General features: G+C 69.9%; 21 protein-coding genes and 1 pseudogene. 6 read left to right on the top strand and 16 right to left on the bottom strand.

Features of this window, described 5'->3' with window-relative positions; translation table 11 throughout:
• Nucleotides 1-291 precede the first annotated feature (291 nt).
• A complete protein-coding gene (locus Ae505Ps2_RS29995) occupies nucleotides 292-1,455 on the bottom strand; it encodes a hypothetical protein (protein ID WP_075554445.1) in 1,164 nt (387 codons plus the stop codon).
• A gap of 1 nt (nucleotide 1,456) precedes the next feature.
• Nucleotides 1,457-1,861 carry a hypothetical protein gene (locus Ae505Ps2_RS29990; RefSeq protein ID WP_075554438.1) on the bottom strand — a complete coding sequence of 135 codons (405 nt, stop codon included), beginning with the start codon at nucleotides 1,859-1,861 and terminating at the stop codon, nucleotides 1,457-1,459.
• A 130-nt stretch (nucleotides 1,862-1,991) separates the two neighbouring features.
• On the opposite strand from Ae505Ps2_RS29990, the gene Ae505Ps2_RS29985 reads away from it, so the two are divergent.
• On the top strand, nucleotides 1,992-2,261 hold the full coding sequence (locus Ae505Ps2_RS29985) for a hypothetical protein (RefSeq protein WP_075313538.1): 270 nt from the start codon (nucleotides 1,992-1,994) through the stop codon (nucleotides 2,259-2,261).
• Between the two features lie 672 nt (nucleotides 2,262-2,933).
• Here Ae505Ps2_RS29985 and Ae505Ps2_RS29980 read toward each other — a convergent pair.
• The 3 genes from Ae505Ps2_RS29980 to Ae505Ps2_RS29970 all read right to left on the bottom strand — a co-directional run bounded on the left by Ae505Ps2_RS29980 (nucleotide 2,934) and on the right by Ae505Ps2_RS29970 (nucleotide 6,204).
• Nucleotides 2,934-4,298 carry a protein rep gene (locus tag Ae505Ps2_RS29980; RefSeq protein WP_139320319.1) on the bottom strand — a complete coding sequence of 455 codons (1,365 nt, stop codon included), beginning with the start codon at nucleotides 4,296-4,298 and terminating at the stop codon, nucleotides 2,934-2,936.
• A gap of 336 nt (nucleotides 4,299-4,634) precedes the next feature.
• Nucleotides 4,635-5,798, bottom strand: a complete 1,164-nt coding sequence (locus Ae505Ps2_RS29975; protein WP_075554445.1) for a hypothetical protein — start codon at nucleotides 5,796-5,798, stop codon at nucleotides 4,635-4,637.
• A gap of 1 nt (nucleotide 5,799) precedes the next feature.
• Nucleotides 5,800-6,204 (bottom strand): hypothetical protein, encoded by a 405-nt coding sequence (locus tag Ae505Ps2_RS29970; protein WP_075554438.1) that lies wholly within the window; start codon nucleotides 6,202-6,204, stop codon nucleotides 5,800-5,802.
• Between the two features lie 130 nt (nucleotides 6,205-6,334).
• Here Ae505Ps2_RS29970 and Ae505Ps2_RS29965 point away from each other — a divergent pair, with 130 nt between their 5' ends.
• On the top strand, nucleotides 6,335-6,604 hold the full coding sequence (locus Ae505Ps2_RS29965) for a hypothetical protein (protein WP_075313538.1): 270 nt from the start codon (nucleotides 6,335-6,337) through the stop codon (nucleotides 6,602-6,604).
• A 672-nt stretch (nucleotides 6,605-7,276) separates the two neighbouring features.
• On the opposite strand, the gene Ae505Ps2_RS29960 is transcribed toward Ae505Ps2_RS29965, so the two are convergent.
• The 4 genes from Ae505Ps2_RS29960 to Ae505Ps2_RS29945 form a co-directional block, all read right to left on the bottom strand.
• Nucleotides 7,277-8,641: a protein rep gene (locus Ae505Ps2_RS29960; RefSeq protein WP_139320318.1), complete on the bottom strand. Its 1,365-nt coding sequence runs from the start codon at nucleotides 8,639-8,641 to the stop codon at nucleotides 7,277-7,279.
• Between the two features lie 325 nt (nucleotides 8,642-8,966).
• Nucleotides 8,967-10,133, bottom strand: coding sequence for a hypothetical protein (locus Ae505Ps2_RS29955; protein WP_075554441.1), 1,167 nt, complete (start codon nucleotides 10,131-10,133; stop codon nucleotides 8,967-8,969).
• A gap of 111 nt (nucleotides 10,134-10,244) precedes the next feature.
• Nucleotides 10,245-10,652, bottom strand: coding sequence for a hypothetical protein (locus tag Ae505Ps2_RS29950; RefSeq protein WP_139320316.1), 408 nt, complete (start codon nucleotides 10,650-10,652; stop codon nucleotides 10,245-10,247).
• A 145-nt stretch (nucleotides 10,653-10,797) separates the two neighbouring features.
• Complete coding sequence (locus tag Ae505Ps2_RS29945; RefSeq protein WP_075554439.1) at nucleotides 10,798-11,565, bottom strand: GntR family transcriptional regulator; 768 nt, start codon at nucleotides 11,563-11,565, stop codon at nucleotides 10,798-10,800.
• A gap of 482 nt (nucleotides 11,566-12,047) precedes the next feature.
• On the opposite strand from Ae505Ps2_RS29945, the gene Ae505Ps2_RS29940 reads away from it, so the two are divergent.
• From Ae505Ps2_RS29940 to Ae505Ps2_RS29925, 4 genes are read left to right on the top strand one after another with little or no spacing between them, the layout of a single operon-like run.
• Nucleotides 12,048-12,488, top strand: coding sequence for a hypothetical protein (locus tag Ae505Ps2_RS29940; RefSeq protein ID WP_075554437.1), 441 nt, complete (start codon nucleotides 12,048-12,050; stop codon nucleotides 12,486-12,488).
• Nucleotides 12,489-12,490: 2 nt separating this feature from the next.
• On the top strand, nucleotides 12,491-13,096 hold the full coding sequence (locus Ae505Ps2_RS29935) for a ParA family protein (RefSeq protein WP_075554436.1): 606 nt from the start codon (nucleotides 12,491-12,493) through the stop codon (nucleotides 13,094-13,096).
• Complete coding sequence (locus Ae505Ps2_RS31675) at nucleotides 13,096-13,491, top strand: hypothetical protein (RefSeq protein ID WP_139320314.1); 396 nt, start codon at nucleotides 13,096-13,098, stop codon at nucleotides 13,489-13,491. The genes Ae505Ps2_RS29935 and Ae505Ps2_RS31675 overlap by 1 nt, the downstream gene beginning before the upstream one ends.
• The gene (locus Ae505Ps2_RS29925) at nucleotides 13,488-13,673 is read left to right on the top strand and encodes a hypothetical protein (RefSeq protein WP_075554434.1); all 186 of its coding nucleotides are present in this window, start codon (nucleotides 13,488-13,490) and stop codon (nucleotides 13,671-13,673) included. Before Ae505Ps2_RS31675 ends, Ae505Ps2_RS29925 begins: the two co-directional genes overlap by 4 nt.
• Nucleotides 13,674-13,687: 14 nt before the next feature.
• Here Ae505Ps2_RS29925 and Ae505Ps2_RS33900 read toward each other — a convergent pair.
• From Ae505Ps2_RS33900 to Ae505Ps2_RS29900, 7 genes and pseudogenes are all read right to left on the bottom strand, one after another.
• Nucleotides 13,688-13,834: pseudogene (locus Ae505Ps2_RS33900) on the bottom strand (IS5/IS1182 family transposase); the annotation flags it as partial.
• A 680-nt stretch (nucleotides 13,835-14,514) separates the two neighbouring features.
• Nucleotides 14,515-15,150, bottom strand: coding sequence for a hypothetical protein (locus tag Ae505Ps2_RS31670; protein ID WP_212567747.1), 636 nt, complete (start codon nucleotides 15,148-15,150; stop codon nucleotides 14,515-14,517).
• Nucleotides 15,151-15,656: 506 nt separating this feature from the next.
• A complete protein-coding gene (locus Ae505Ps2_RS29920) occupies nucleotides 15,657-15,890 on the bottom strand; it encodes a hypothetical protein (protein ID WP_075554433.1) in 234 nt (77 codons plus the stop codon).
• Nucleotides 15,891-15,894: 4 nt separating this feature from the next.
• On the bottom strand, nucleotides 15,895-17,259 hold the full coding sequence (locus Ae505Ps2_RS29915; protein WP_139320317.1) for a protein rep: 1,365 nt from the start codon (nucleotides 17,257-17,259) through the stop codon (nucleotides 15,895-15,897).
• 325 nt (nucleotides 17,260-17,584) lie between these two features.
• Nucleotides 17,585-18,751: a hypothetical protein gene (locus Ae505Ps2_RS29910; protein WP_075554441.1), complete on the bottom strand. Its 1,167-nt coding sequence runs from the start codon at nucleotides 18,749-18,751 to the stop codon at nucleotides 17,585-17,587.
• Between the two features lie 111 nt (nucleotides 18,752-18,862).
• Nucleotides 18,863-19,270 carry a hypothetical protein gene (locus Ae505Ps2_RS29905; protein WP_139320316.1) on the bottom strand — a complete coding sequence of 136 codons (408 nt, stop codon included), beginning with the start codon at nucleotides 19,268-19,270 and terminating at the stop codon, nucleotides 18,863-18,865.
• A gap of 145 nt (nucleotides 19,271-19,415) precedes the next feature.
• Nucleotides 19,416-20,183, bottom strand: coding sequence for a GntR family transcriptional regulator (locus Ae505Ps2_RS29900; protein WP_075554439.1), 768 nt, complete (start codon nucleotides 20,181-20,183; stop codon nucleotides 19,416-19,418).
• Between the last annotated feature and the right edge of the window lie 327 nt (nucleotides 20,184-20,510).

The following is a 20,510-nucleotide window of genomic DNA, read 5'->3' as shown; positions in this document are numbered from 1 at the left end:
GGCAGCACCGCGCAGAGCCCTGAGAGCGCCAGAGACGGCCTCTCGGGCCTCGTGGGTGTGTCGGCGTGGTGCACCGTCTCCGGGGAGCGTCACGGCCTTCGTGGAGCCGACTCGACCCAGCACGGGGAGAGGGCTTACGGTGTGGGGAGCATGCGCCGCAGCCATCGAGCCGCCCTTTCTCTCTTTGGGGCCGCTCGTGGTGCCAATTCGGAGGGTTCGATCTCCGGGTCTGGCAGCGGCGCATCGCCATATGCAGTGAAGGTGTGAATCTTCGCGCCCTGAATCTTGGCCCTAGGCCGCGAGCGCGGTGACACCAGGTCCCTCCGGCGGGCACGCCGACCGGATCGCGGCGACGTAGTCGGGGTATCCGTGCAGGTAGGGGGCACGGAACCGGGTCAGCTCCTCACCGGGGGCCGACAGCAGCGCGACACCGGGGCGAGCAGTGGTGTGCCGGTCGGCCACCTCGGCCGGGGCGCCGGGGTGCAACAGCTCGACGCTGGCACGGTTGTCGGTGCGGAAGCTGATCCGCAGCGAGCACATGGCGCGCTCGAACGCCCCGACGATCACGGCCTCAGCGCGCTGCACGATCAGCACCAGCCGGTAACCGGCCTTCGCGCCCTCGGCGAGCAGACGCCCGACCAGCGACCGGATGCGCTTGCCGATCGGGTCCTTGGTCGTCGACGCGGCGTCGGCGACCCGGTAGAGCGCGGCCAGCTCCTCAAGGACGACGACTCGCAGCGGCTGGTCGGTGGTGATCGCGACGGTGTCGCGGTCGGCGGGCATCGCGGCGATGCGCGCGGCCATGTCGGCGACGAGCGCCTGGAGCAGGGCCTCGTGGGCGCCGGGGTCGTCGACACCGGAGACCTGCAGAGCAGCGTGTCGAGTCCCGGCGAACGGACGCCACAGCAGCCCGGTCGGGTCCGACCCGCAGATCATGACCAACGGGTCAGCGGCGAGCTGAGCCAGCAGCCCGTAGGTCCAGACGCTCTTCCCAGAGCGGGTGACGCCCTGCACGATCGTGTGCGCGACATCGTCGGCCCAGGACTGCACGAGGTCCCGGGCCGTCTCGTCCACCCCGAGCGCGATCCGGCCCGGAGCGGCGGGTAGGACCAGGCTCACGGTGCCCTCGAGCGGGTCGACGCCGAGCAGCTCGACCCGGGCATGGATCTGCCCCAGCGGGGAGATGCACAGCGCGGCCGCGCCCAGGTGCGGGGCGATGCGCAGCGCCACCCGGCGCAGATCGGCAACCAGCTGACCAGGCAGGAGCTTGATCGTCAGCACCGTCGGCGGGCCCAGGACGATGTCGACCAGCTGCGGCACGACAACCGTCGCGCCGGAGACGGTGTCGACCCGGCAGCACAGCCCGGCGCCCTCGCACGCCTGCCGCCACGACCACCACAGGCCATCGGCCTCACGCTCATCGACCGCCCGATCCCTCCTCGCCCAGAGGCCCATGTCAGGCCGCCTCGCCCTCAGGCTTACGACCACGCCCGACCTGCCCACGAATACCGTCCGCCGACCAGCGCGGCGGGGTGAGCTGACCGGTCTTGCGCTGCACATAGCCGGGAGTCATCACCAGGCCGTCGAAGTGCAGCGGCTGACCGAGCGAGCCCACCGCCGGGCGGTCGTGGGAGGCGATCAGGATCTCGACGACAGCGCTCTTGTCCCGCTCGTCGTCCTGGTCGGCCGGGGTCAGGGCCTCGACCCGCCACAGGCCGCGGCCGTGCTCGTCGGTGTCCTGGCGGCCCTGCGGGTCCGGGCGGCGCGAGCCGTCAGACAACTCGACCCACTTCGCCACCGGCGTCACAGTGCCGGTGCTGATCAGGGTCACGCGGTCGGTGTCGATCGGATAGCTACGCACGTCCTCCGCCTCTCGTCGCCATTCTTGCCCACCATTAGCACAAGACTAGCACGACTTGCGTCCCACTCATAGGACACGGAGATGCGAGACAATGCCTAGCATGAGACACCAAGAGCGAGAGGACCCTGTCATGACCAGCGCCCAGCGGGAGGCCCTAGACGAGCTCATCCCTCCCTCTCAGCAGACCGGCGACCTCCGCGCCGACCTCATCACCGCCGCCCAGGAGACGTGGCGCCGGCGCGGCCGAAATTCGATGCTCGGCGGACTCGTCCTGCACGCCCTCTACGAGGACGCCCAGTCCTGGCGCACCGTCGAGTACCTGACCGGCATCCCTCGGATGACCGCTCGGCGGTGGGCCACGCCCCCACAAAAAGCAGAGCCCGACGCCCAGGACCAATGACACCCGCCGGTCCACTGCACGCCTCCGGCGGCCACTGCGTGGTGCACCTCCGCTCCCGCAGCAGCCGAGAAAGGCGTGCGGTTTTCAGGGGTGGCGGGTGGCGTGAGGCTCCGGGTGGGGCTGCGCTCACGTCGGCCCCGGAGGGCAGCACGGCCGCTGCAGGGCCCGCAAGCCTGGGCAGCACGGCCGCCGGTGCCCCCTGAGCGGTTGCGGGCCCTGCAGCGGCCGTGCAGGCGCAAGCGCGCCGACGTGACCGCAGCCCCACCCTCCAAGGCCAGCCCTGTCGAGGAGCTGGCACCGCAGCAGCCCGTACGCGTGGCTGAGTCGGCCCCTGCGCCCATCGACAACCCCGCCAAAGGTGGAGGACACCCGCCAGGGCGGTCCGAAGCGGCAGGGACGCTCTCAGCGCTCCGCGCACGGCGATCAAGGCCGAGCGACTTGTCAATGAGTCATTGACAAGTCGCTCACCGACCGGCGGTCGCCGACACCGTTCGCGACAGGACCTCCAGAACCACAGGACCTCCAGAACCACAGGACCTATGCATCCACTGATGATCTTCGGCCGGGCGCGGGTCTCGTGCCCGGTGTCGTCCTATCGACGACGCGGGTGTCGGTGCCGCCTGCGGCGGAGCGAGTTAGGCGTTTTCCTAAGGAAAACGACTCCCGGCAAGGTCAGCCGTCGGCGCCGGGTGCGACGCCGGGGCGGCGAGTGTCGGTGAGGCCGGTGGGTAGCCACCACTCGACGCCGAGGTCGTCGAGCCAGACTCGTGCGGCGTCGGCGCCGTCGCGCTCGGTGATGTGGAGCAGCTCGGCCGCACGGGGCTCAACGATCTTCCAGGAATGCGGGGGGATCACCGCGACGGGCTCGCCCTCCAGGTCCTCGGCGACGATGTCCTCGTCGGTCTGCTCGGGCTCCATGTCGACTCCGGTGCGCAGGTCGTGGGACCCCAGCGACCAGGTGAGCTGCTTGCGGCCACGGATCGCGGTCTCGTACTCGGCGAGCAGTGCACGGGCCTGCATGTCGGCGAGCTGCACGACCTGGCCGGTGTCGGGGTTCTCGAACCGGCGGCCCACGGTGGCGTCGCGCATCAGCTCGTAGATCGACCGCGAGGTGCCACGAGCGGCCTTGGTCGAGCCCATCACGGCCTCGGAGGCCAGACCCTTGCACACGTAGCGGGCCCAGGCTCCGGAGGTCTCGGAAAGGCCGGCGGATCCGACGTCGACGCGCTGGACGTCGAGACCGTGCTCCAGGGTCGGGGCGGGCATCCCGGCCCGCACAAGCCCGGCCGACCAGCGGGCGAACCACGAGCCGGTCATCGCGTCGACGGCGTCATCGGACATGGTCTGCTCGACGACGACCAGGGCGTGAACGTGAACGTGCCAGCCGTTGTCTGCCGAGCGGGTGACCTCCAGGGCGCGGACCCATCCGCGCAGGCCGGAGGCGTAGTCCTGCTGGGCCGCACGGCCCCCGGTGACCGATCCCCACCCCTTGGTCAGCGCGGCCAGGCATTCGGCGAGGGAGTGCTCGCGGTGGTGGCGCATCGTGAGGGTGACCAGCAGCGGGACGCCGCCGGTGCCGACGTGGTGGGCGAGGACCTTGCCGACCTCCTCGGAGCGCTGGGCCGCGATCCGGACCGAGCACTCCGGGCACATCCACACCGAGCCGCAGGACCAGAGCCCGGAGAACCCGGCGACCCGGCCAGTGGCGCCGGTGGTGGCCTGCGCGGCGGTGCCGGTGGCGTCGGTGACCCGCAGGACGACCGAGCCGTCCGGGCGGCCGCCGGGGAGCCCACAGCTAGCAGTCCGGCCCTGCGCGACCTGCCGCAACCCCTTGCGGATCGCCCACCGCTCAGCCCGGCGATCGCTGCGCCGGTCCTGCACCGCGATCGGGTCCGTGCGGTCGAGCTTGGGCAGGGTCTCGCGGAGGGTGAGCCAGCTCTGCACCTCCCGCCGGACGACGTCCTGACCTGCGGCGGAAGAGTTGTTCGTGAAAGTGCCAAGGGCCTCGCTCCGCTCGGCCGCCGGGACCGCGCTCACGCCTCCGGCGTCGCGCGGCCCGGCCCCGGGCGCAGCAGGAGCCAGGGCAGCACCGCGCAGAGCCCTGAGAGCGCCAGAGACGGCCTCTCGGGCCTCGTGGGTGTGTCGGCGTGGTGCACCGTCTCCGGGGAGCGTCACGGCCTTCGTGGAGCCGACTCGACCCAGCACGGGGAGAGGGCTTACGGTGTGGGGAGCATGCGCCGCAGCCATCGAGCCGCCCTTTCTCTCTTTGGGGCCGCTCGTGGTGCCAATTCGGAGGGTTCGATCTCCGGGTCTGGCAGCGGCGCATCGCCATATGCAGTGAAGGTGTGAATCTTCGCGCCCTGAATCTTGGCCCTAGGCCGCGAGCGCGGTGACACCAGGTCCCTCCGGCGGGCACGCCGACCGGATCGCGGCGACGTAGTCGGGGTATCCGTGCAGGTAGGGGGCACGGAACCGGGTCAGCTCCTCACCGGGGGCCGACAGCAGCGCGACACCGGGGCGAGCAGTGGTGTGCCGGTCGGCCACCTCGGCCGGGGCGCCGGGGTGCAACAGCTCGACGCTGGCACGGTTGTCGGTGCGGAAGCTGATCCGCAGCGAGCACATGGCGCGCTCGAACGCCCCGACGATCACGGCCTCAGCGCGCTGCACGATCAGCACCAGCCGGTAACCGGCCTTCGCGCCCTCGGCGAGCAGACGCCCGACCAGCGACCGGATGCGCTTGCCGATCGGGTCCTTGGTCGTCGACGCGGCGTCGGCGACCCGGTAGAGCGCGGCCAGCTCCTCAAGGACGACGACTCGCAGCGGCTGGTCGGTGGTGATCGCGACGGTGTCGCGGTCGGCGGGCATCGCGGCGATGCGCGCGGCCATGTCGGCGACGAGCGCCTGGAGCAGGGCCTCGTGGGCGCCGGGGTCGTCGACACCGGAGACCTGCAGAGCAGCGTGTCGAGTCCCGGCGAACGGACGCCACAGCAGCCCGGTCGGGTCCGACCCGCAGATCATGACCAACGGGTCAGCGGCGAGCTGAGCCAGCAGCCCGTAGGTCCAGACGCTCTTCCCAGAGCGGGTGACGCCCTGCACGATCGTGTGCGCGACATCGTCGGCCCAGGACTGCACGAGGTCCCGGGCCGTCTCGTCCACCCCGAGCGCGATCCGGCCCGGAGCGGCGGGTAGGACCAGGCTCACGGTGCCCTCGAGCGGGTCGACGCCGAGCAGCTCGACCCGGGCATGGATCTGCCCCAGCGGGGAGATGCACAGCGCGGCCGCGCCCAGGTGCGGGGCGATGCGCAGCGCCACCCGGCGCAGATCGGCAACCAGCTGACCAGGCAGGAGCTTGATCGTCAGCACCGTCGGCGGGCCCAGGACGATGTCGACCAGCTGCGGCACGACAACCGTCGCGCCGGAGACGGTGTCGACCCGGCAGCACAGCCCGGCGCCCTCGCACGCCTGCCGCCACGACCACCACAGGCCATCGGCCTCACGCTCATCGACCGCCCGATCCCTCCTCGCCCAGAGGCCCATGTCAGGCCGCCTCGCCCTCAGGCTTACGACCACGCCCGACCTGCCCACGAATACCGTCCGCCGACCAGCGCGGCGGGGTGAGCTGACCGGTCTTGCGCTGCACATAGCCGGGAGTCATCACCAGGCCGTCGAAGTGCAGCGGCTGACCGAGCGAGCCCACCGCCGGGCGGTCGTGGGAGGCGATCAGGATCTCGACGACAGCGCTCTTGTCCCGCTCGTCGTCCTGGTCGGCCGGGGTCAGGGCCTCGACCCGCCACAGGCCGCGGCCGTGCTCGTCGGTGTCCTGGCGGCCCTGCGGGTCCGGGCGGCGCGAGCCGTCAGACAACTCGACCCACTTCGCCACCGGCGTCACAGTGCCGGTGCTGATCAGGGTCACGCGGTCGGTGTCGATCGGATAGCTACGCACGTCCTCCGCCTCTCGTCGCCATTCTTGCCCACCATTAGCACAAGACTAGCACGACTTGCGTCCCACTCATAGGACACGGAGATGCGAGACAATGCCTAGCATGAGACACCAAGAGCGAGAGGACCCTGTCATGACCAGCGCCCAGCGGGAGGCCCTAGACGAGCTCATCCCTCCCTCTCAGCAGACCGGCGACCTCCGCGCCGACCTCATCACCGCCGCCCAGGAGACGTGGCGCCGGCGCGGCCGAAATTCGATGCTCGGCGGACTCGTCCTGCACGCCCTCTACGAGGACGCCCAGTCCTGGCGCACCGTCGAGTACCTGACCGGCATCCCTCGGATGACCGCTCGGCGGTGGGCCACGCCCCCACAAAAAGCAGAGCCCGACGCCCAGGACCAATGACACCCGCCGGTCCACTGCACGCCTCCGGCGGCCACTGCGTGGTGCACCTCCGCTCCCGCAGCAGCCGAGAAAGGCGTGCGGTTTTCAGGGGTGGCGGGTGGCGTGAGGCTCCGGGTGGGGCTGCGCTCACGTCGGCCCCGGAGGGCAGCACGGCCGCTGCAGGGCCCGCAAGCCTGGGCAGCACGGCCGCCGGTGCCCCCTGAGCGGTTGCGGGCCCTGCAGCGGCCGTGCAGGCGCAAGCGCGCCGACGTGACCGCAGCCCCACCCTCCAAGGCCAGCCCTGTCGAGGAGCTGGCACCGCAGCAGCCCGTACGCGTGGCTGAGTCGGCCCCTGCGCCCATCGACAACCCCGCCAAAGGTGGAGGACACCCGCCAGGGCGGTCCGAAGCGGCAGGGACGCTCTCAGCGCTCCGCGCACGGCGATCAAGGCCGAGCGACTTGTCAATGAGTCATTGACAAGTCGCTCACCGACCGGCGGTCGCCGACACCGTTCGCGACAGGACCTCCAGAACCACAGGACCTCCAGAACCACAGGACCTATGCATCCACTGATGATCTTCGGCCGGGCGCGGGTCTCGTGCCCGGTGTCGTCCTATCGACGACGCGGGTGTCGGTGCCGCCTGCGGCGGAGCGAGTTAGGCGTTTTCCTAAGGAAAACGACTCCCGGCAAGGTCAGCCGTCGGCGCCGGGTGCGACGCCGGGGCGGCGAGTGTCGGTGAGGCCGGTGGGTAGCCACCACTCGACGCCGAGGTCGTCGAGCCAGACTCGTGCGGCGTCGGCGCCGTCGCGCTCGGTGATGTGGAGCAGCTCGGCCGCACGGGGCTCAACGATCTTCCAGGAATGCGGGGGGATCACCGCGACGGGCTCGCCCTCCAGGTCCTCGGCGACGATGTCCTCGTCGGTCTGCTCGGGCTCCATGTCGACTCCGGTGCGCAGGTCGTGGGACCCCAGCGACCAGGTGAGCTGCTTGCGGCCACGGATCGCGGTCTCGTACTCGGCGAGCAGTGCACGGGCCTGCATGTCGGCGAGCTGCACGACCTGGCCGGTGTCGGGGTTCTCGAACCGGCGGCCCACGGTGGCGTCGCGCATCAGCTCGTAGATCGACCGCGAGGTGCCACGAGCGGCCTTGGTCGAGCCCATCACGGCCTCGGAGGCCAGACCCTTGCACACGTAGCGGGCCCAGGCTCCGGAGGTCTCGGAAAGGCCGGCGGATCCGACGTCGACGCGCTGGACGTCGAGACCGTGCTCCAGGGTCGGGGCGGGCATCCCGGCCCGCACAAGCCCGGCCGACCAACGGGCGAACCAGCTCCCGGTCATGGCGTCGACGGCGTCGTCGGACATGGTCTGCTCAACGACGATCAGGGCGTGAACGTGAACGTGCCAGCCGTTGTCCATCGAGCGGGTGACCTCCAAAGCGCGGACCCATCCCCGCAGGCCAGCGGCGTAGTCGCGCTGGGCGGCGCGGCCCCCGGTGACCGATCCCCACCCCTTGGTCAGCGCGGCCAAGCACTCGGCCAGGGAGTGCTCGCGGTGGTGGCGCATCGTGAGGGTGACCAGCAGCGGGACGCCGCCGGTGCCGACGTGGTGGGCGAGGACCTTGCCGACCTCCTCGGAGCGCTGGGCCGCGATCCGGACCGAGCACTCCGGGCACATCCACACCGAGCCGCAGGACCAGAGCCCGGAGAACCCGGCGACCCGGCCAGTGGCGCCGGTGGTGGCCTGCGCGGCGGTGCCGGTGGCGTCGGTGACCCGCAGGACGACCGAGCCGTCCGGGCGGCCGCCGGGGAGCCCACAGCTAGCAGTCCGGCCCTGCGCGACCTGCCGCAACCCCTTGCGGATCGCCCACCGCTCAGCCCGGCGATCGCTGCGCCGGTCCTGCACCGCGATCGGGTCCGTGCGGTCGAGCTTGGGCAGGGTCTCGCGGAGGGTGAGCCAGCTCTGCACCTCCCGCCGGACGACGTCCTGACCTGCGGCGGAAGAGTTGTTCGTGAAAGTGCCAAGGGCCTCGCTCCGCTCGGCCGCCGGGACCGCGCTCACGCCTCCGGCGCCGCGCGGCCCGGCCCCGGCTGCAGCACGGAACCAGGCAACGTCCTGCGACCCCCTCAGCGCGCCAGAGACGGCCGATCGGGCGTCGTGCGTGTGTCGGCGTGGTGCACCGTCTCCGGTGCCCGTACCGTAGCGCTCAGCCACAGCGGCAGGCCTCACTTCTTCGCAGGAGTCATTGGCTTGGTCCGCCGCTGGTGCAGAGCCCTGGGCATTGGCGCGCCTGGGGCTCTCGGCTTTCCTGGGGTCCAACAGTGGCCCCCGGCAGGCCCCGATCAGGGGCGACACGCCGGGAACGGTCGGGTCGATCTGCACGAGCTCAGGCCGCGACCGCGGCCGGGCCCGTCTCCTCCGCCGGGCACGCCGACTTGACCGTGGCGACGTACTCGGGGTATCCGCCCAGGTAGGGGGCCCGGAAGCGGGTCAGCTCCTCACCCGGAGCGGACAGCAGGGCGACGCCGGGGCAGGCGACGGTGTGCTGGTCGGCCAGCTCGGCCGGGGCGCCGGGGTGCAGCAGCTCGACCGACGCCCGGTTGTCGGTGCGGAAGGAGATCCGCAGCGAGCACATGGCGCGCTCGAACGCCCCGACGATCGCGGCCTCGGCACGCTGCACGATCAGCACCAGCCGGTAGCCGGCCTTCGCGCCCTCGGCGAGCAGACGCCCGATCAGGGCGCGGATGCGCTTGCCGATCGGGTCCTTGGTCGTCGACGCGGCGTCGGCGACCCGGTAGAGCGCGGCCAGCTCCTCGAGGACAACCACCCGCAGCGGGGTCGCGGCGCTGATCTCGACAGTGTCGCGGTCGGCGGGCATCGCGGCGATGCGCGCGGCCATGTCGGCGACCAGGGCCAGCAGCAGGGTCTCGTGGGCGGCGGGGTCCGCGACGCCGGAGACCTGCCAGGCCGCGTGCCGGGTCCCGGCGAACGGGCGCCACAGCAGCCCGGTCGGGTCCGACCCGCAGATCGTGACCAGCGGGTCAGCGGCGAGCTGAGCCAGCAGCCCGTAGGTGAAGACCGACTTACCGGAGCGGGTGACGCCCTGAACGATCGTGTGGGCGACGTCGTCGGCCCAGGACTGCACGAGGTCCCGGGCGGTCTCGTCGACCCCGAGCGCGACCCGGCCCGGGGCGGCGGGCAGGACCAGGCCCACGGTGCCGTCGAGCGGGTCGGCGCCGAGCAGTTCGATACGGGCGTGGATCTGCCCGAGGGCGGTGACCCGCAGGGCGACGGCGCCCAGGTGCGGGGCGATGCGCAGCGCGACCCGGCGCAGGTCGCCGAGCAGCTGACCCGGGAGCAGCTGCACCGTCAGCACGACCGGCGGCCCGAGCACGACATCGACAAGGCGGGGCACGGTCACGGTGGGGCCGGTGACGGTGTCGACCCGGGTGCACAGCCCGGCGCCCTCGCAGGCCTGCCGCCAGGCCCACCACAGGGCGTCGACCTCTCGCTCGTCGAGAGCCCGCTCCTGCCGCGCGGTCCAGAATCCCATTTCTCTCCCCATTTCTAGCGATTGTTTTTTGTACAGCACAACAACGGCCCCGCATTCCGAAATGGTCAGGAATGCGGGGCCGACATCTTTTTTTCTACTTCGCTGTGCGGATCAGGCCGCGTCGCCCTGCGCCTTGCCCGGGCGCGGAGCGGCCTGACCGCGGATCCCGTCCGCGGACCAACGCGGCGGGGTGAGCTGCCCGGTCTTGCGCTGCACGTAGCCCGGGGTCATCACCAGCCCCTCGAAGTGCAACGGCTGGCCGAAGCCACCGACGCCCGGCTGGTCGTGGGAAGCGACCAGGATCTCGACCACGGCCGTCTTGTCCCGCTCGTCGGCTTGGTCGGCCGGGGTGATCGCCTCGACCCGCCACAAGCCGCGGCCGGACTCGTCGACCTCCTGGCCGCCCTGCGGGTCCGGGCGCCGCGAGCCGTCGGACAGCTCCACCCACTTCACCACCGGAGTAACCGTGCCGGTGCTGATCAGGGTCACGCGGTCGGTGTCGATCGGGTAGCTGCGCATCGTCATCTCCTGGTCTCGGTGGCCGTACCGTCCCGGCAGCGGCTGCCTATCAACATAAGCACATGACCGCTTATGTTGACAACTGAGGAGGCACAAGAAGGGCGGGGCCCGTTACTGGACCCCGCCCCTGACCTGCGAGAACGATCTACGCCGGGGCCTCGAACTCGTAGTCGTAGATGTGCCGGTCAGCCGCCGCGACAGAGTCGAAGTACTCGACGACCTTGCCGTCCTGGTCGATGGCCTGGCGGACCAGGACGACCACCGGCGCCCCGAGCGGCAGCTCTAGCGCGATCGCCTCTTCCTGCGTCGCGAGGCGCGCCCGCAGCCGCTCGCGGTAGCGGACGATCTCGTGGCCGTTGGCCTCCAATAGGCCGTAGATGCCACCGGGAGCCGTCTGACCAGCGGAGTAGCCGATCTGCTGGTCGACGCTGACCGGGATGTAGGAGTCCGCGAGCTGGGTCGGGACACCGCCGACCCACATCCGCCGGCGCTTGACGACCGCCTCGTCCTCGCCGATGACCTTGGCGACATCAGGGGAAACCGTCACCGTCTCGACCGGGGACAGCTCCTCGGAGCGCCACTCCAGGCCCAGGGCCTCCGCCTCAGCCGCAAGAGCGCCCTTCCCTTGAGCTCGGGCCTCCCGCGAGAAGCGGGAGTTACGCACGGCGATGACCGGCGGGACCTCGCGGACGAACACGCCCTTGCCCTGGCGGGACTCGGTCAAACCCTCCTGGACCAGGATAGCCAGGCCCCGGCGGATGGTCGGACGAGTAGCAGAGACCAGCTCGTCGATCAGCTCGGACTCACTGGGGAGCTTGCTGCCTGGTCCATAGGTGCCCTCGGTGATCCGACCCCGCAGGATGTCGGCCACCTGCTGGTAGAGCGGCGTGGACGCCTTCGGGTTCAGCGCCATCGATGCCACCTCCTAACTTGTCTGCTTATGTACACAAGCATACCGCTGAACGGGATATTCCCTAGTAGGCGGGGCCCTAACCCCTGCCTCCGGCGGCCACTGCGTGGTGCACCTCAGCTCCCGCGGTCCCCGGGGGGATCCTGCGGTCACGCAGGTGGGGACCGGGTGGTGAGCGGCTCCGGTTGGCCCTGCGCTCACGTCGGCCCCGGAGGGCAGCACGGCCGCCGCAGGACCCGCAAGCCTGGGCAGCTCAGCCGCCGGTCGAGCCGAGATGTTGCGGGCCCCACGACGGCCGTGCAGGCGCAAGCGCGCCGACGTGACCGCAGACCCACCCTTCGAGGACACCTCCTGTCTGGCGACGGCTAGACGGGCGTGTCCTCGTATCAACGACACTGACGGTTAACCGTCAAGACGGCAAGGCGGATTGACGGTAGTGTCGTCGTTAGGTTGACACGACGGTGTTGTCGTCGTATGATTTACATATGGACACTGGGAAGGCGCTCGACCGGCTGCGGGAGGTTTTTCCGCGAGGCGAGATCGAGCACAGCGACACTATCGCGAAAGTCGCATCCGAATATCTTGATGCATTTTATATTCGCATCAAAGATGATGAAGAATACGATTTCAGCGAGGGTGAGCCTGCCGCTCTTTTCGCTATGTGTGAATCGCTGCGTAGTGCTGCCGATAGATACGAGCGGGATTTGCTGCGCACTCTGAAATGGGGGGCAGAAGGTATGACCTGGGAGCAGGTCGCCGAGGCGGTCGACGGGCAGCTCGGCGGCCGGCAGGCGATGCAGAAGCGGTGGACCCGACTCACGGCCGCGACCCGGCGGACGACGACCGGGGACATGCGACGGGGTGCCGCACAGACGTCACACCGTCATGACTGTAACGTCGACGATACGACGACAACGACGGAGTGATCATGAGACTCACCGTGGGACACCTCAAGGGCGGCACCGGGAAGACGACGACGGCCGTGCACCTGGCGCTCGGGCTGGCCCGGTCCGGGCGGACGCTGCTCGTCGACGCCGACCCGGACCAAGACGGTGCGTTGGCCTGGTCGCAGCTCGCCAAGGATTGGCCGGCGGATCGGTGCATCGTCATCGAGGCAGCCGACCGGCACCTGGCCCGCCAGCTCCGACCAATGCTCGACGACTACGCCCACGTGATCCTCGACGCCGGGCCGAAGAACCCGAACCTGTTGCGGCAGGCCCTCACACTGTCCGAGCACCTGATCGTGCCGGTGCGGCCGACCGGGGCGGACCTGGCAGCGATCGAGCGGGTCTTCGAGCTCGCGGCCGAGGCGGACGCTCTGTCCCCGCTGACCGCGTCGCTACTGCTGGTCGACGTCGACAGCCGGTGGAAGTCCGGGAGCGAGGCGCGGACGTGGGCCGAGGGCGAGGACATCCCGACGATGACCGCGCAGGTGCGCCACCTCGTGGAGTTCGCGGTGGCCCGGGGGACCGCACCCGAGGTACTAGGGGACTACGAGCTGGTGCTCGACGAGCTGATCAAGGAGACCTTGTGATGGCGGAGCGGAAGCGGGCCGGGGCCCGCCGGAGTCTGGCGGCAGCCGCCGGGGCGACCCGTCGTCGATACGACGACAGCGCCGGTGGTGCGGTAGAGCACCCGCAGCAACCGGACCAGATCACGATGCCGGCGCCTGCGGCGGTGACCGAGCCGGTGCTGACCCCGCCGGAGCCCCGTCCGGTGCCCCCGGCGAAGCGGGCCGGGTCGAAGTACACGGCGATGCTCGACGACGACGTGGTGGACGCGTTCGAGCAGGTGACCCGGATCGCGCGGCGGAGGCTCGGGCGGCACGTCGACAAGATCGAGGTGCTGTCCGCGCTGCTGCTGCTCGCCGCCGATGACGCCAACCTGCGCGATCAGGTGGTCGGGACGATCGGCGCGCGACCCCGGTGACCGAGCTGATCACCGACCGGTTCCCGCCGCCCTGGACCCACAGCGTGCAGCGCATCGGCGGCGGCCCGGTCCACCACCTGACCGCCGCCGACGGCGCGACGATCTACCGGGGGCCGGACGGCGACTGGGTGATCGTCTTCTGCCAGCACGCCAACGCCGAGACCGGCATCAGCCCGGTCTAACGAGCTTCCCCCGAGAGGATCGCCACTGCCTGCGCGAACGGGGTCAACGCCCGCCGCCGGGTGCCACGTCGACGGCGTTGAAGGACCAGAAGCCGCGCCAGATAGGCCACGGTGCACTCCCCGATCGGGAGGACAGCGGTGTAGGTGACAGGATCAGACAGGCAGGACCTCGGTGACGGTGTCGATCTGTGCTGGACCGAACCGATCTACCGGGGTCCTGCCCCGTTCCCGCTCATCTCACCACCCTCGGCGTGTCGCCACGACCTGCCACCCCGCTACTGAGAACACCTCAGTGAGCGGGAAAGCCTCGGCTCCGCAACAGCGCGACAGTCCAGTCACGTCCCAGACATCGGGACGCTGTAGTGGCTTGGATCACGAGGGCACTCCCACGACGGAACCCCCTCCACCATGCGCGGCATCAACGGATGCGGATGCCGCGGGCAAGTAGGACGAGGAACCCCGCACTCCAACTCCAGAACACGATCTTGAATCTGCTCGGCAGTCGCCACACATGCCACCTCGTGAGCAACTGAAGTCGTGAAGTGCACCGCGACACTCTCAGCAACAAACGCGCCGCTGACATCCCTACCCGAGTCGATCTCAACTGCAAGGTCCGTCCCCATTTCAAGGCCCGGGCGCGGCGACGACACCGGAGACGGCGACGCCACAAAAACACCACGCACTTCCCAGCCCAACGCGGTCAGCCCCAAGTCTCGAAGAACTCCTTCCGCTAGCCGCCGCGCCCGAACCTCATCAACACCCGCCGCAACTTCTAAGACCTGATCTTCCTCGTCGTCAAAAACAATCCACGACCGAAAAGAAGGCCCCTGCTCCTCATTCATCAATACGTCAACCGTAAAGAACCAGCGAATACTAGCTTTGCAGTACCACCACCGCCCAGATTGTGGCGATACGTGAAGAGATCCTGATAGTCAAGGACGTCGTTCACAAGCACCGGATTCATCGAACCGTGAAAAATATAGTCCGCCGACTCTACATGACTAGAGTTACTCGGCCTCTTCGCGCCGTTCTGCCACCACTGCAGACCCCTTTCTGTCACCGGTCCAACAACTGTCGACTTCACCGCCGGAGACAGTCTATATCCCCACGCAACCACTCCGTGCGACGGCAGACACGTGAACTGAAGCGACAGAACCCCATTCCGATCTGATCGGTCAAACCCTCTATGGCAGCCCAGGGTTTCAACTCGCTGATAATCTTGAGCCTCGAAAGAAGTAACACTCGTGAAGCGAGAACGGATCTTCTCTGCTTCACTCTGCAGCAACGGCCTATCAAACTCGAGCACAAGATGAGCAAGCCCATCAGGCGAACCTACCTCAACCCGATCCACTTCCCCCGAATCCTGCGCCATTGCAGCAGAAGAAACACTCAATAACAAAAACATCGCCATCCCTGCAGCAAAAATCACCTTCGCTACGGGCAAGACCATTCGTTGTCCAGATTTTCCAATCATCACCAGCTGAGTGAAACATCTCGCTCACCCGACTCTCAAGAGCCACCACTCGACGGCCCGGACCACCGCCCGGCCGCCACCGGCGGCCACCCAGACCGCACCCCCGACTGAAGATCATCAGTGGATGCATAGGGGCTGGCGGTCCTGGTGGTTGTTGCTGGTGGTTGTTGACCGTGGATCGGTCAACAACGCCGTGCTCGCGCTGCTGCGCTGGCGTGGCTGAGAGCGCTGGGGCTCAAGATCAAGTCTCACAAGACCTATGCATCATTGATTGCCTGGTCAGCGTGGCGCGCGAGTCGGTCACAGAACGTCACGTCCCGGCGTAGGCCGGGGCCCGTCGACGGAGGCCCTAGCGGGCATCAAGGACATGTTCATGTCCGGGGGCGAGAACGTCTCCTTGACCCTACTGGCCGCTAGTCGTCGTATCGACGACATGCGTTCAGTGCGGCCCGTCGCCCTCAAGATCATTTCCAATGCATAGGTGCGAGGAGCGGTGGCGGTGGTAGCGGTCAGGCAGAGGGCCGGGGCGGCCAGACGAACCGGGCCTCGAACCAGGTGCGTCCGGTCTCGGCGTTGCGCATGATCGCGACCTCGTAGTCGTCGACGGCGAGGGCGTGCAGGGCTGCCGTGGGGTCAGCACCCCGGCCCTTCTTCGTGAACCTGATCCGGCGGCGGCCGTCGGACAACGGGCTCATCCGTTGCACTAGCTCGTCGATTCGCTCGCGGGCGACGTCCTGGTCCATCAGGTCAGTCCTCTCCGGGTAGGACACCCGGCCGTCGGGCGTCGGTGAGGCGGGTCGGTAGCCACCACTCGACGCCGAGGTCGTCGAGCCAAGCTCGGGCGGCGTCGACGCCGTGGCGCTCAGTGACGTCGAGCAGCTCGGCCGCGCGGGACTCGACGATCTTCCACGAGTGCGAGGGCAGGACCGCAACGTTCTCGCCCTCCAACTCAACGGCGACGATCTCCTCGTCGGTCTGCTCCTCGTCAAGGTCGACGACGTCGCAGCGCAGGTCGTGGTCACGCTGGGACCAGGTGAGCTGACGGCGTCCGCGGATCAGCTCCTCGTACTCGCGGAGCAGGTGGCGGGCGTGCAGGTCGGCGAGCTGCACGACCTGGCCGGTGTCGGGGTTCTCCATCCGGCGGCCCACGGTGGCGTCGCGCATCAGCTCGTAGATCGACCGCGAGGTGCCACGAGCGGCCTTGGTCGAGCCCATCACGGCCTCGGAGGCCAGACCCTTGCACACGTAGCGGGCCCAGGCTCCGGAGGTCTCGGAAAGGCCGGCGGATCCGACGTCGACGCGCTGGACGTCGAGACCGTGCTCCAGGGTCGGGGCGGGCATCCCGGCCCGCACAAGCCCGGCCGACCAACGGGCGAACCAGCTCCCGGTCATGGCGTCGACGGCGTCGTCGGACATGGTCTGCTCAACGACGATCAGGGCGTGAACGTGAACGTGCCAGCCGTTGTCCATCGAGCGGGTGACCTCCAAAGCGCGGACCCATCCCCGCAGGCCAGCGGCGTAGTCGCGCTGGGCGGCGCGGCCCCCGGTGACCGATCCCCACCCCTTGGTCAGCGCGGCCAAGCACTCGGCCAGGGAGTGCTCGCGGTGGTGGCGCATCGTGAGGGTGACCAGCAGCGGGACGCCGCCGGTGCCGACGTGGTGGGCGAGGACCTTGCCGACCTCCTCGGAGCGCTGGGCCGCGATCCGGACCGAGCACTCCGGGCACATCCACACCGAGCCGCAGGACCAGAGCCCGGAGAACCCGGCGACCCGGCCAGTGGCGCCGGTGGTGGCCTGCGCGGCGGTGCCGGTGGCGTCGGTGACCCGCAGGACGACCGAGCCGTCCGGGCGGCCGCCGGGGAGCCCACAGCTAGCAGTCCGGCCCTGCGCGACCTGCCGCAACCCCTTGCGGATCGCCCACCGCTCAGCCCGGCGATCGCTGCGCCGGTCCTGCACCGCGATCGGGTCCGTGCGGTCGAGCTTGGGCAGGGTCTCGCGGAGGGTGAGCCAGCTCTGCACCTCCCGCCGGACGACGTCCTGACCTGCGGCGGAAGAGTTGTTCGTGAAAGTGCCAAGGGCCTCGCTCCGCTCGGCCGCCGGGACCGCGCTCACGCCTCCGGCGCCGCGCGGCCCGGCCCCGGCTGCAGCACGGAACCAGGCAACGTCCTGCGACCCCCTCAGCGCGCCAGAGACGGCCGATCGGGCGTCGTGCGTGTGTCGGCGTGGTGCACCGTCTCCGGTGCCCGTACCGTAGCGCTCAGCCACAGCGGCAGGCCTCACTTCTTCGCAGGAGTCATTGGCTTGGTCCGCCGCTGGTGCAGAGCCCTGGGCATTGGCGCGCCTGGGGCTCTCGGCTTTCCTGGGGTCCAACAGTGGCCCCCGGCAGGCCCCGATCAGGGGCGACACGCCGGGAACGGTCGGGTCGATCTGCACGAGCTCAGGCCGCGACCGCGGCCGGGCCCGTCTCCTCCGCCGGGCACGCCGACTTGACCGTGGCGACGTACTCGGGGTATCCGCCCAGGTAGGGGGCCCGGAAGCGGGTCAGCTCCTCACCCGGAGCGGACAGCAGGGCGACGCCGGGGCAGGCGACGGTGTGCTGGTCGGCCAGCTCGGCCGGGGCGCCGGGGTGCAGCAGCTCGACCGACGCCCGGTTGTCGGTGCGGAAGGAGATCCGCAGCGAGCACATGGCGCGCTCGAACGCCCCGACGATCGCGGCCTCGGCACGCTGCACGATCAGCACCAGCCGGTAGCCGGCCTTCGCGCCCTCGGCGAGCAGACGCCCGATCAGGGCGCGGATGCGCTTGCCGATCGGGTCCTTGGTCGTCGACGCGGCGTCGGCGACCCGGTAGAGCGCGGCCAGCTCCTCGAGGACAACCACCCGCAGCGGGGTCGCGGCGCTGATCTCGACAGTGTCGCGGTCGGCGGGCATCGCGGCGATGCGCGCGGCCATGTCGGCGACCAGGGCCAGCAGCAGGGTCTCGTGGGCGGCGGGGTCCGCGACGCCGGAGACCTGCCAGGCCGCGTGCCGGGTCCCGGCGAACGGGCGCCACAGCAGCCCGGTCGGGTCCGACCCGCAGATCGTGACCAGCGGGTCAGCGGCGAGCTGAGCCAGCAGCCCGTAGGTGAAGACCGACTTACCGGAGCGGGTGACGCCCTGAACGATCGTGTGGGCGACGTCGTCGGCCCAGGACTGCACGAGGTCCCGGGCGGTCTCGTCGACCCCGAGCGCGACCCGGCCCGGGGCGGCGGGCAGGACCAGGCCCACGGTGCCGTCGAGCGGGTCGGCGCCGAGCAGTTCGATACGGGCGTGGATCTGCCCGAGGGCGGTGACCCGCAGGGCGACGGCGCCCAGGTGCGGGGCGATGCGCAGCGCGACCCGGCGCAGGTCGCCGAGCAGCTGACCCGGGAGCAGCTGCACCGTCAGCACGACCGGCGGCCCGAGCACGACATCGACAAGGCGGGGCACGGTCACGGTGGGGCCGGTGACGGTGTCGACCCGGGTGCACAGCCCGGCGCCCTCGCAGGCCTGCCGCCAGGCCCACCACAGGGCGTCGACCTCTCGCTCGTCGAGAGCCCGCTCCTGCCGCGCGGTCCAGAATCCCATTTCTCTCCCCATTTCTAGCGATTGTTTTTTGTACAGCACAACAACGGCCCCGCATTCCGAAATGGTCAGGAATGCGGGGCCGACATCTTTTTTTCTACTTCGCTGTGCGGATCAGGCCGCGTCGCCCTGCGCCTTGCCCGGGCGCGGAGCGGCCTGACCGCGGATCCCGTCCGCGGACCAACGCGGCGGGGTGAGCTGCCCGGTCTTGCGCTGCACGTAGCCCGGGGTCATCACCAGCCCCTCGAAGTGCAACGGCTGGCCGAAGCCACCGACGCCCGGCTGGTCGTGGGAAGCGACCAGGATCTCGACCACGGCCGTCTTGTCCCGCTCGTCGGCTTGGTCGGCCGGGGTGATCGCCTCGACCCGCCACAAGCCGCGGCCGGACTCGTCGACCTCCTGGCCGCCCTGCGGGTCCGGGCGCCGCGAGCCGTCGGACAGCTCCACCCACTTCACCACCGGAGTAACCGTGCCGGTGCTGATCAGGGTCACGCGGTCGGTGTCGATCGGGTAGCTGCGCATCGTCATCTCCTGGTCTCGGTGGCCGTACCGTCCCGGCAGCGGCTGCCTATCAACATAAGCACATGACCGCTTATGTTGACAACTGAGGAGGCACAAGAAGGGCGGGGCCCGTTACTGGACCCCGCCCCTGACCTGCGAGAACGATCTACGCCGGGGCCTCGAACTCGTAGTCGTAGATGTGCCGGTCAGCCGCCGCGACAGAGTCGAAGTACTCGACGACCTTGCCGTCCTGGTCGATGGCCTGGCGGACCAGGACGACCACCGGCGCCCCGAGCGGCAGCTCTAGCGCGATCGCCTCTTCCTGCGTCGCGAGGCGCGCCCGCAGCCGCTCGCGGTAGCGGACGATCTCGTGGCCGTTGGCCTCCAATAGGCCGTAGATGCCACCGGGAGCCGTCTGACCAGCGGAGTAGCCGATCTGCTGGTCGACGCTGACCGGGATGTAGGAGTCCGCGAGCTGGGTCGGGACACCGCCGACCCACATCCGCCGGCGCTTGACGACCGCCTCGTCCTCGCCGATGACCTTGGCGACATCAGGGGAAACCGTCACCGTCTCGACCGGGGACAGCTCCTCGGAGCGCCACTCCAGGCCCAGGGCCTCCGCCTCAGCCGCAAGAGCGCCCTTCCCTTGAGCTCGGGCCTCCCGCGAGAAGCGGGAGTTACGCACGGCGATGACCGGCGGGACCTCGCGGACGAACACGCCCTTGCCCTGGCGGGACTCGGTCAAACCCTCCTGGACCAGGATAGCCAGGCCCCGGCGGATGGTCGGACGAGTAGCAGAGACCAGCTCGTCGATCAGCTCGGACTCACTGGGGAGCTTGCTGCCTGGTCCATAGGTGCCCTCGGTGATCCGACCCCGCAGGATGTCGGCCACCTGCTGGTAGAGCGGCGTGGACGCCTTCGGGTTCAGCGCCATCGATGCCACCTCCTAACTTGTCTGCTTATGTACACAAGCATACCGCTGAACGGGATATTCCCTAGTAGGCGGGGCCCTAACCCCTGCCTCCGGCGGCCACTGCGTGGTGCACCTCAGCTCCCGCGGTCCCCGGGGGGATCCTGCGGTCACGCAGGTGGGGACCGGGTGGTGAGCGGCTCCGGTTGGCCCTGCGCTCACGTCGGCCCCGGAGGGCAGCACGGCCGCTGCAGGGCCCGCAAGCCTGGGCAGCACGGCCGCCGGTGCCCCCTGAGCGGTTGCGGGCCCTGCAGCGGCCGTGCAGGCGCAAGCGCGCCGACGTGACCGCAG

This window comes from Pseudonocardia sp. Ae505_Ps2 (genome assembly GCF_001932425.1).
Classification (GTDB): Bacteria; Actinomycetota; Actinomycetes; order Mycobacteriales; family Pseudonocardiaceae; genus Pseudonocardia.
Note: the sequence above shows the minus strand (reverse complement) of the source record. Positions and strands in the feature narration are given on the sequence as shown.

Coding starts and splice junctions, on each gene's coding strand:
- Ae505Ps2_RS29940 (WP_075554437.1), top strand. CDS start 12,048: ATGGACACTGGGAAGGCGCTCGACCGGCTGCGGGAGGTTTTTCCGCGA.
- Ae505Ps2_RS29950 (WP_139320316.1), bottom strand. CDS start 10,652: ATGCGCAGCTACCCGATCGACACCGACCGCGTGACCCTGATCAGCACC.
- Ae505Ps2_RS29905 (WP_139320316.1), bottom strand. CDS start 19,270: ATGCGCAGCTACCCGATCGACACCGACCGCGTGACCCTGATCAGCACC.
- Ae505Ps2_RS29995 (WP_075554445.1), bottom strand. CDS start 1,455: ATGGGCCTCTGGGCGAGGAGGGATCGGGCGGTCGATGAGCGTGAGGCC.
- Ae505Ps2_RS29955 (WP_075554441.1), bottom strand. CDS start 10,133: ATGGGATTCTGGACCGCGCGGCAGGAGCGGGCTCTCGACGAGCGAGAG.
- Ae505Ps2_RS29945 (WP_075554439.1), bottom strand. CDS start 11,565: ATGGCGCTGAACCCGAAGGCGTCCACGCCGCTCTACCAGCAGGTGGCC.
- Ae505Ps2_RS29920 (WP_075554433.1), bottom strand. CDS start 15,890: ATGGACCAGGACGTCGCCCGCGAGCGAATCGACGAGCTAGTGCAACGG.
- Ae505Ps2_RS29985 (WP_075313538.1), top strand. CDS start 1,992: ATGACCAGCGCCCAGCGGGAGGCCCTAGACGAGCTCATCCCTCCCTCT.
- Ae505Ps2_RS29900 (WP_075554439.1), bottom strand. CDS start 20,183: ATGGCGCTGAACCCGAAGGCGTCCACGCCGCTCTACCAGCAGGTGGCC.
- Ae505Ps2_RS31675 (WP_139320314.1), top strand. CDS start 13,096: ATGGCGGAGCGGAAGCGGGCCGGGGCCCGCCGGAGTCTGGCGGCAGCC.
- Ae505Ps2_RS29935 (WP_075554436.1), top strand. CDS start 12,491: ATGAGACTCACCGTGGGACACCTCAAGGGCGGCACCGGGAAGACGACG.
- Ae505Ps2_RS29910 (WP_075554441.1), bottom strand. CDS start 18,751: ATGGGATTCTGGACCGCGCGGCAGGAGCGGGCTCTCGACGAGCGAGAG.
- Ae505Ps2_RS29975 (WP_075554445.1), bottom strand. CDS start 5,798: ATGGGCCTCTGGGCGAGGAGGGATCGGGCGGTCGATGAGCGTGAGGCC.
- Ae505Ps2_RS29965 (WP_075313538.1), top strand. CDS start 6,335: ATGACCAGCGCCCAGCGGGAGGCCCTAGACGAGCTCATCCCTCCCTCT.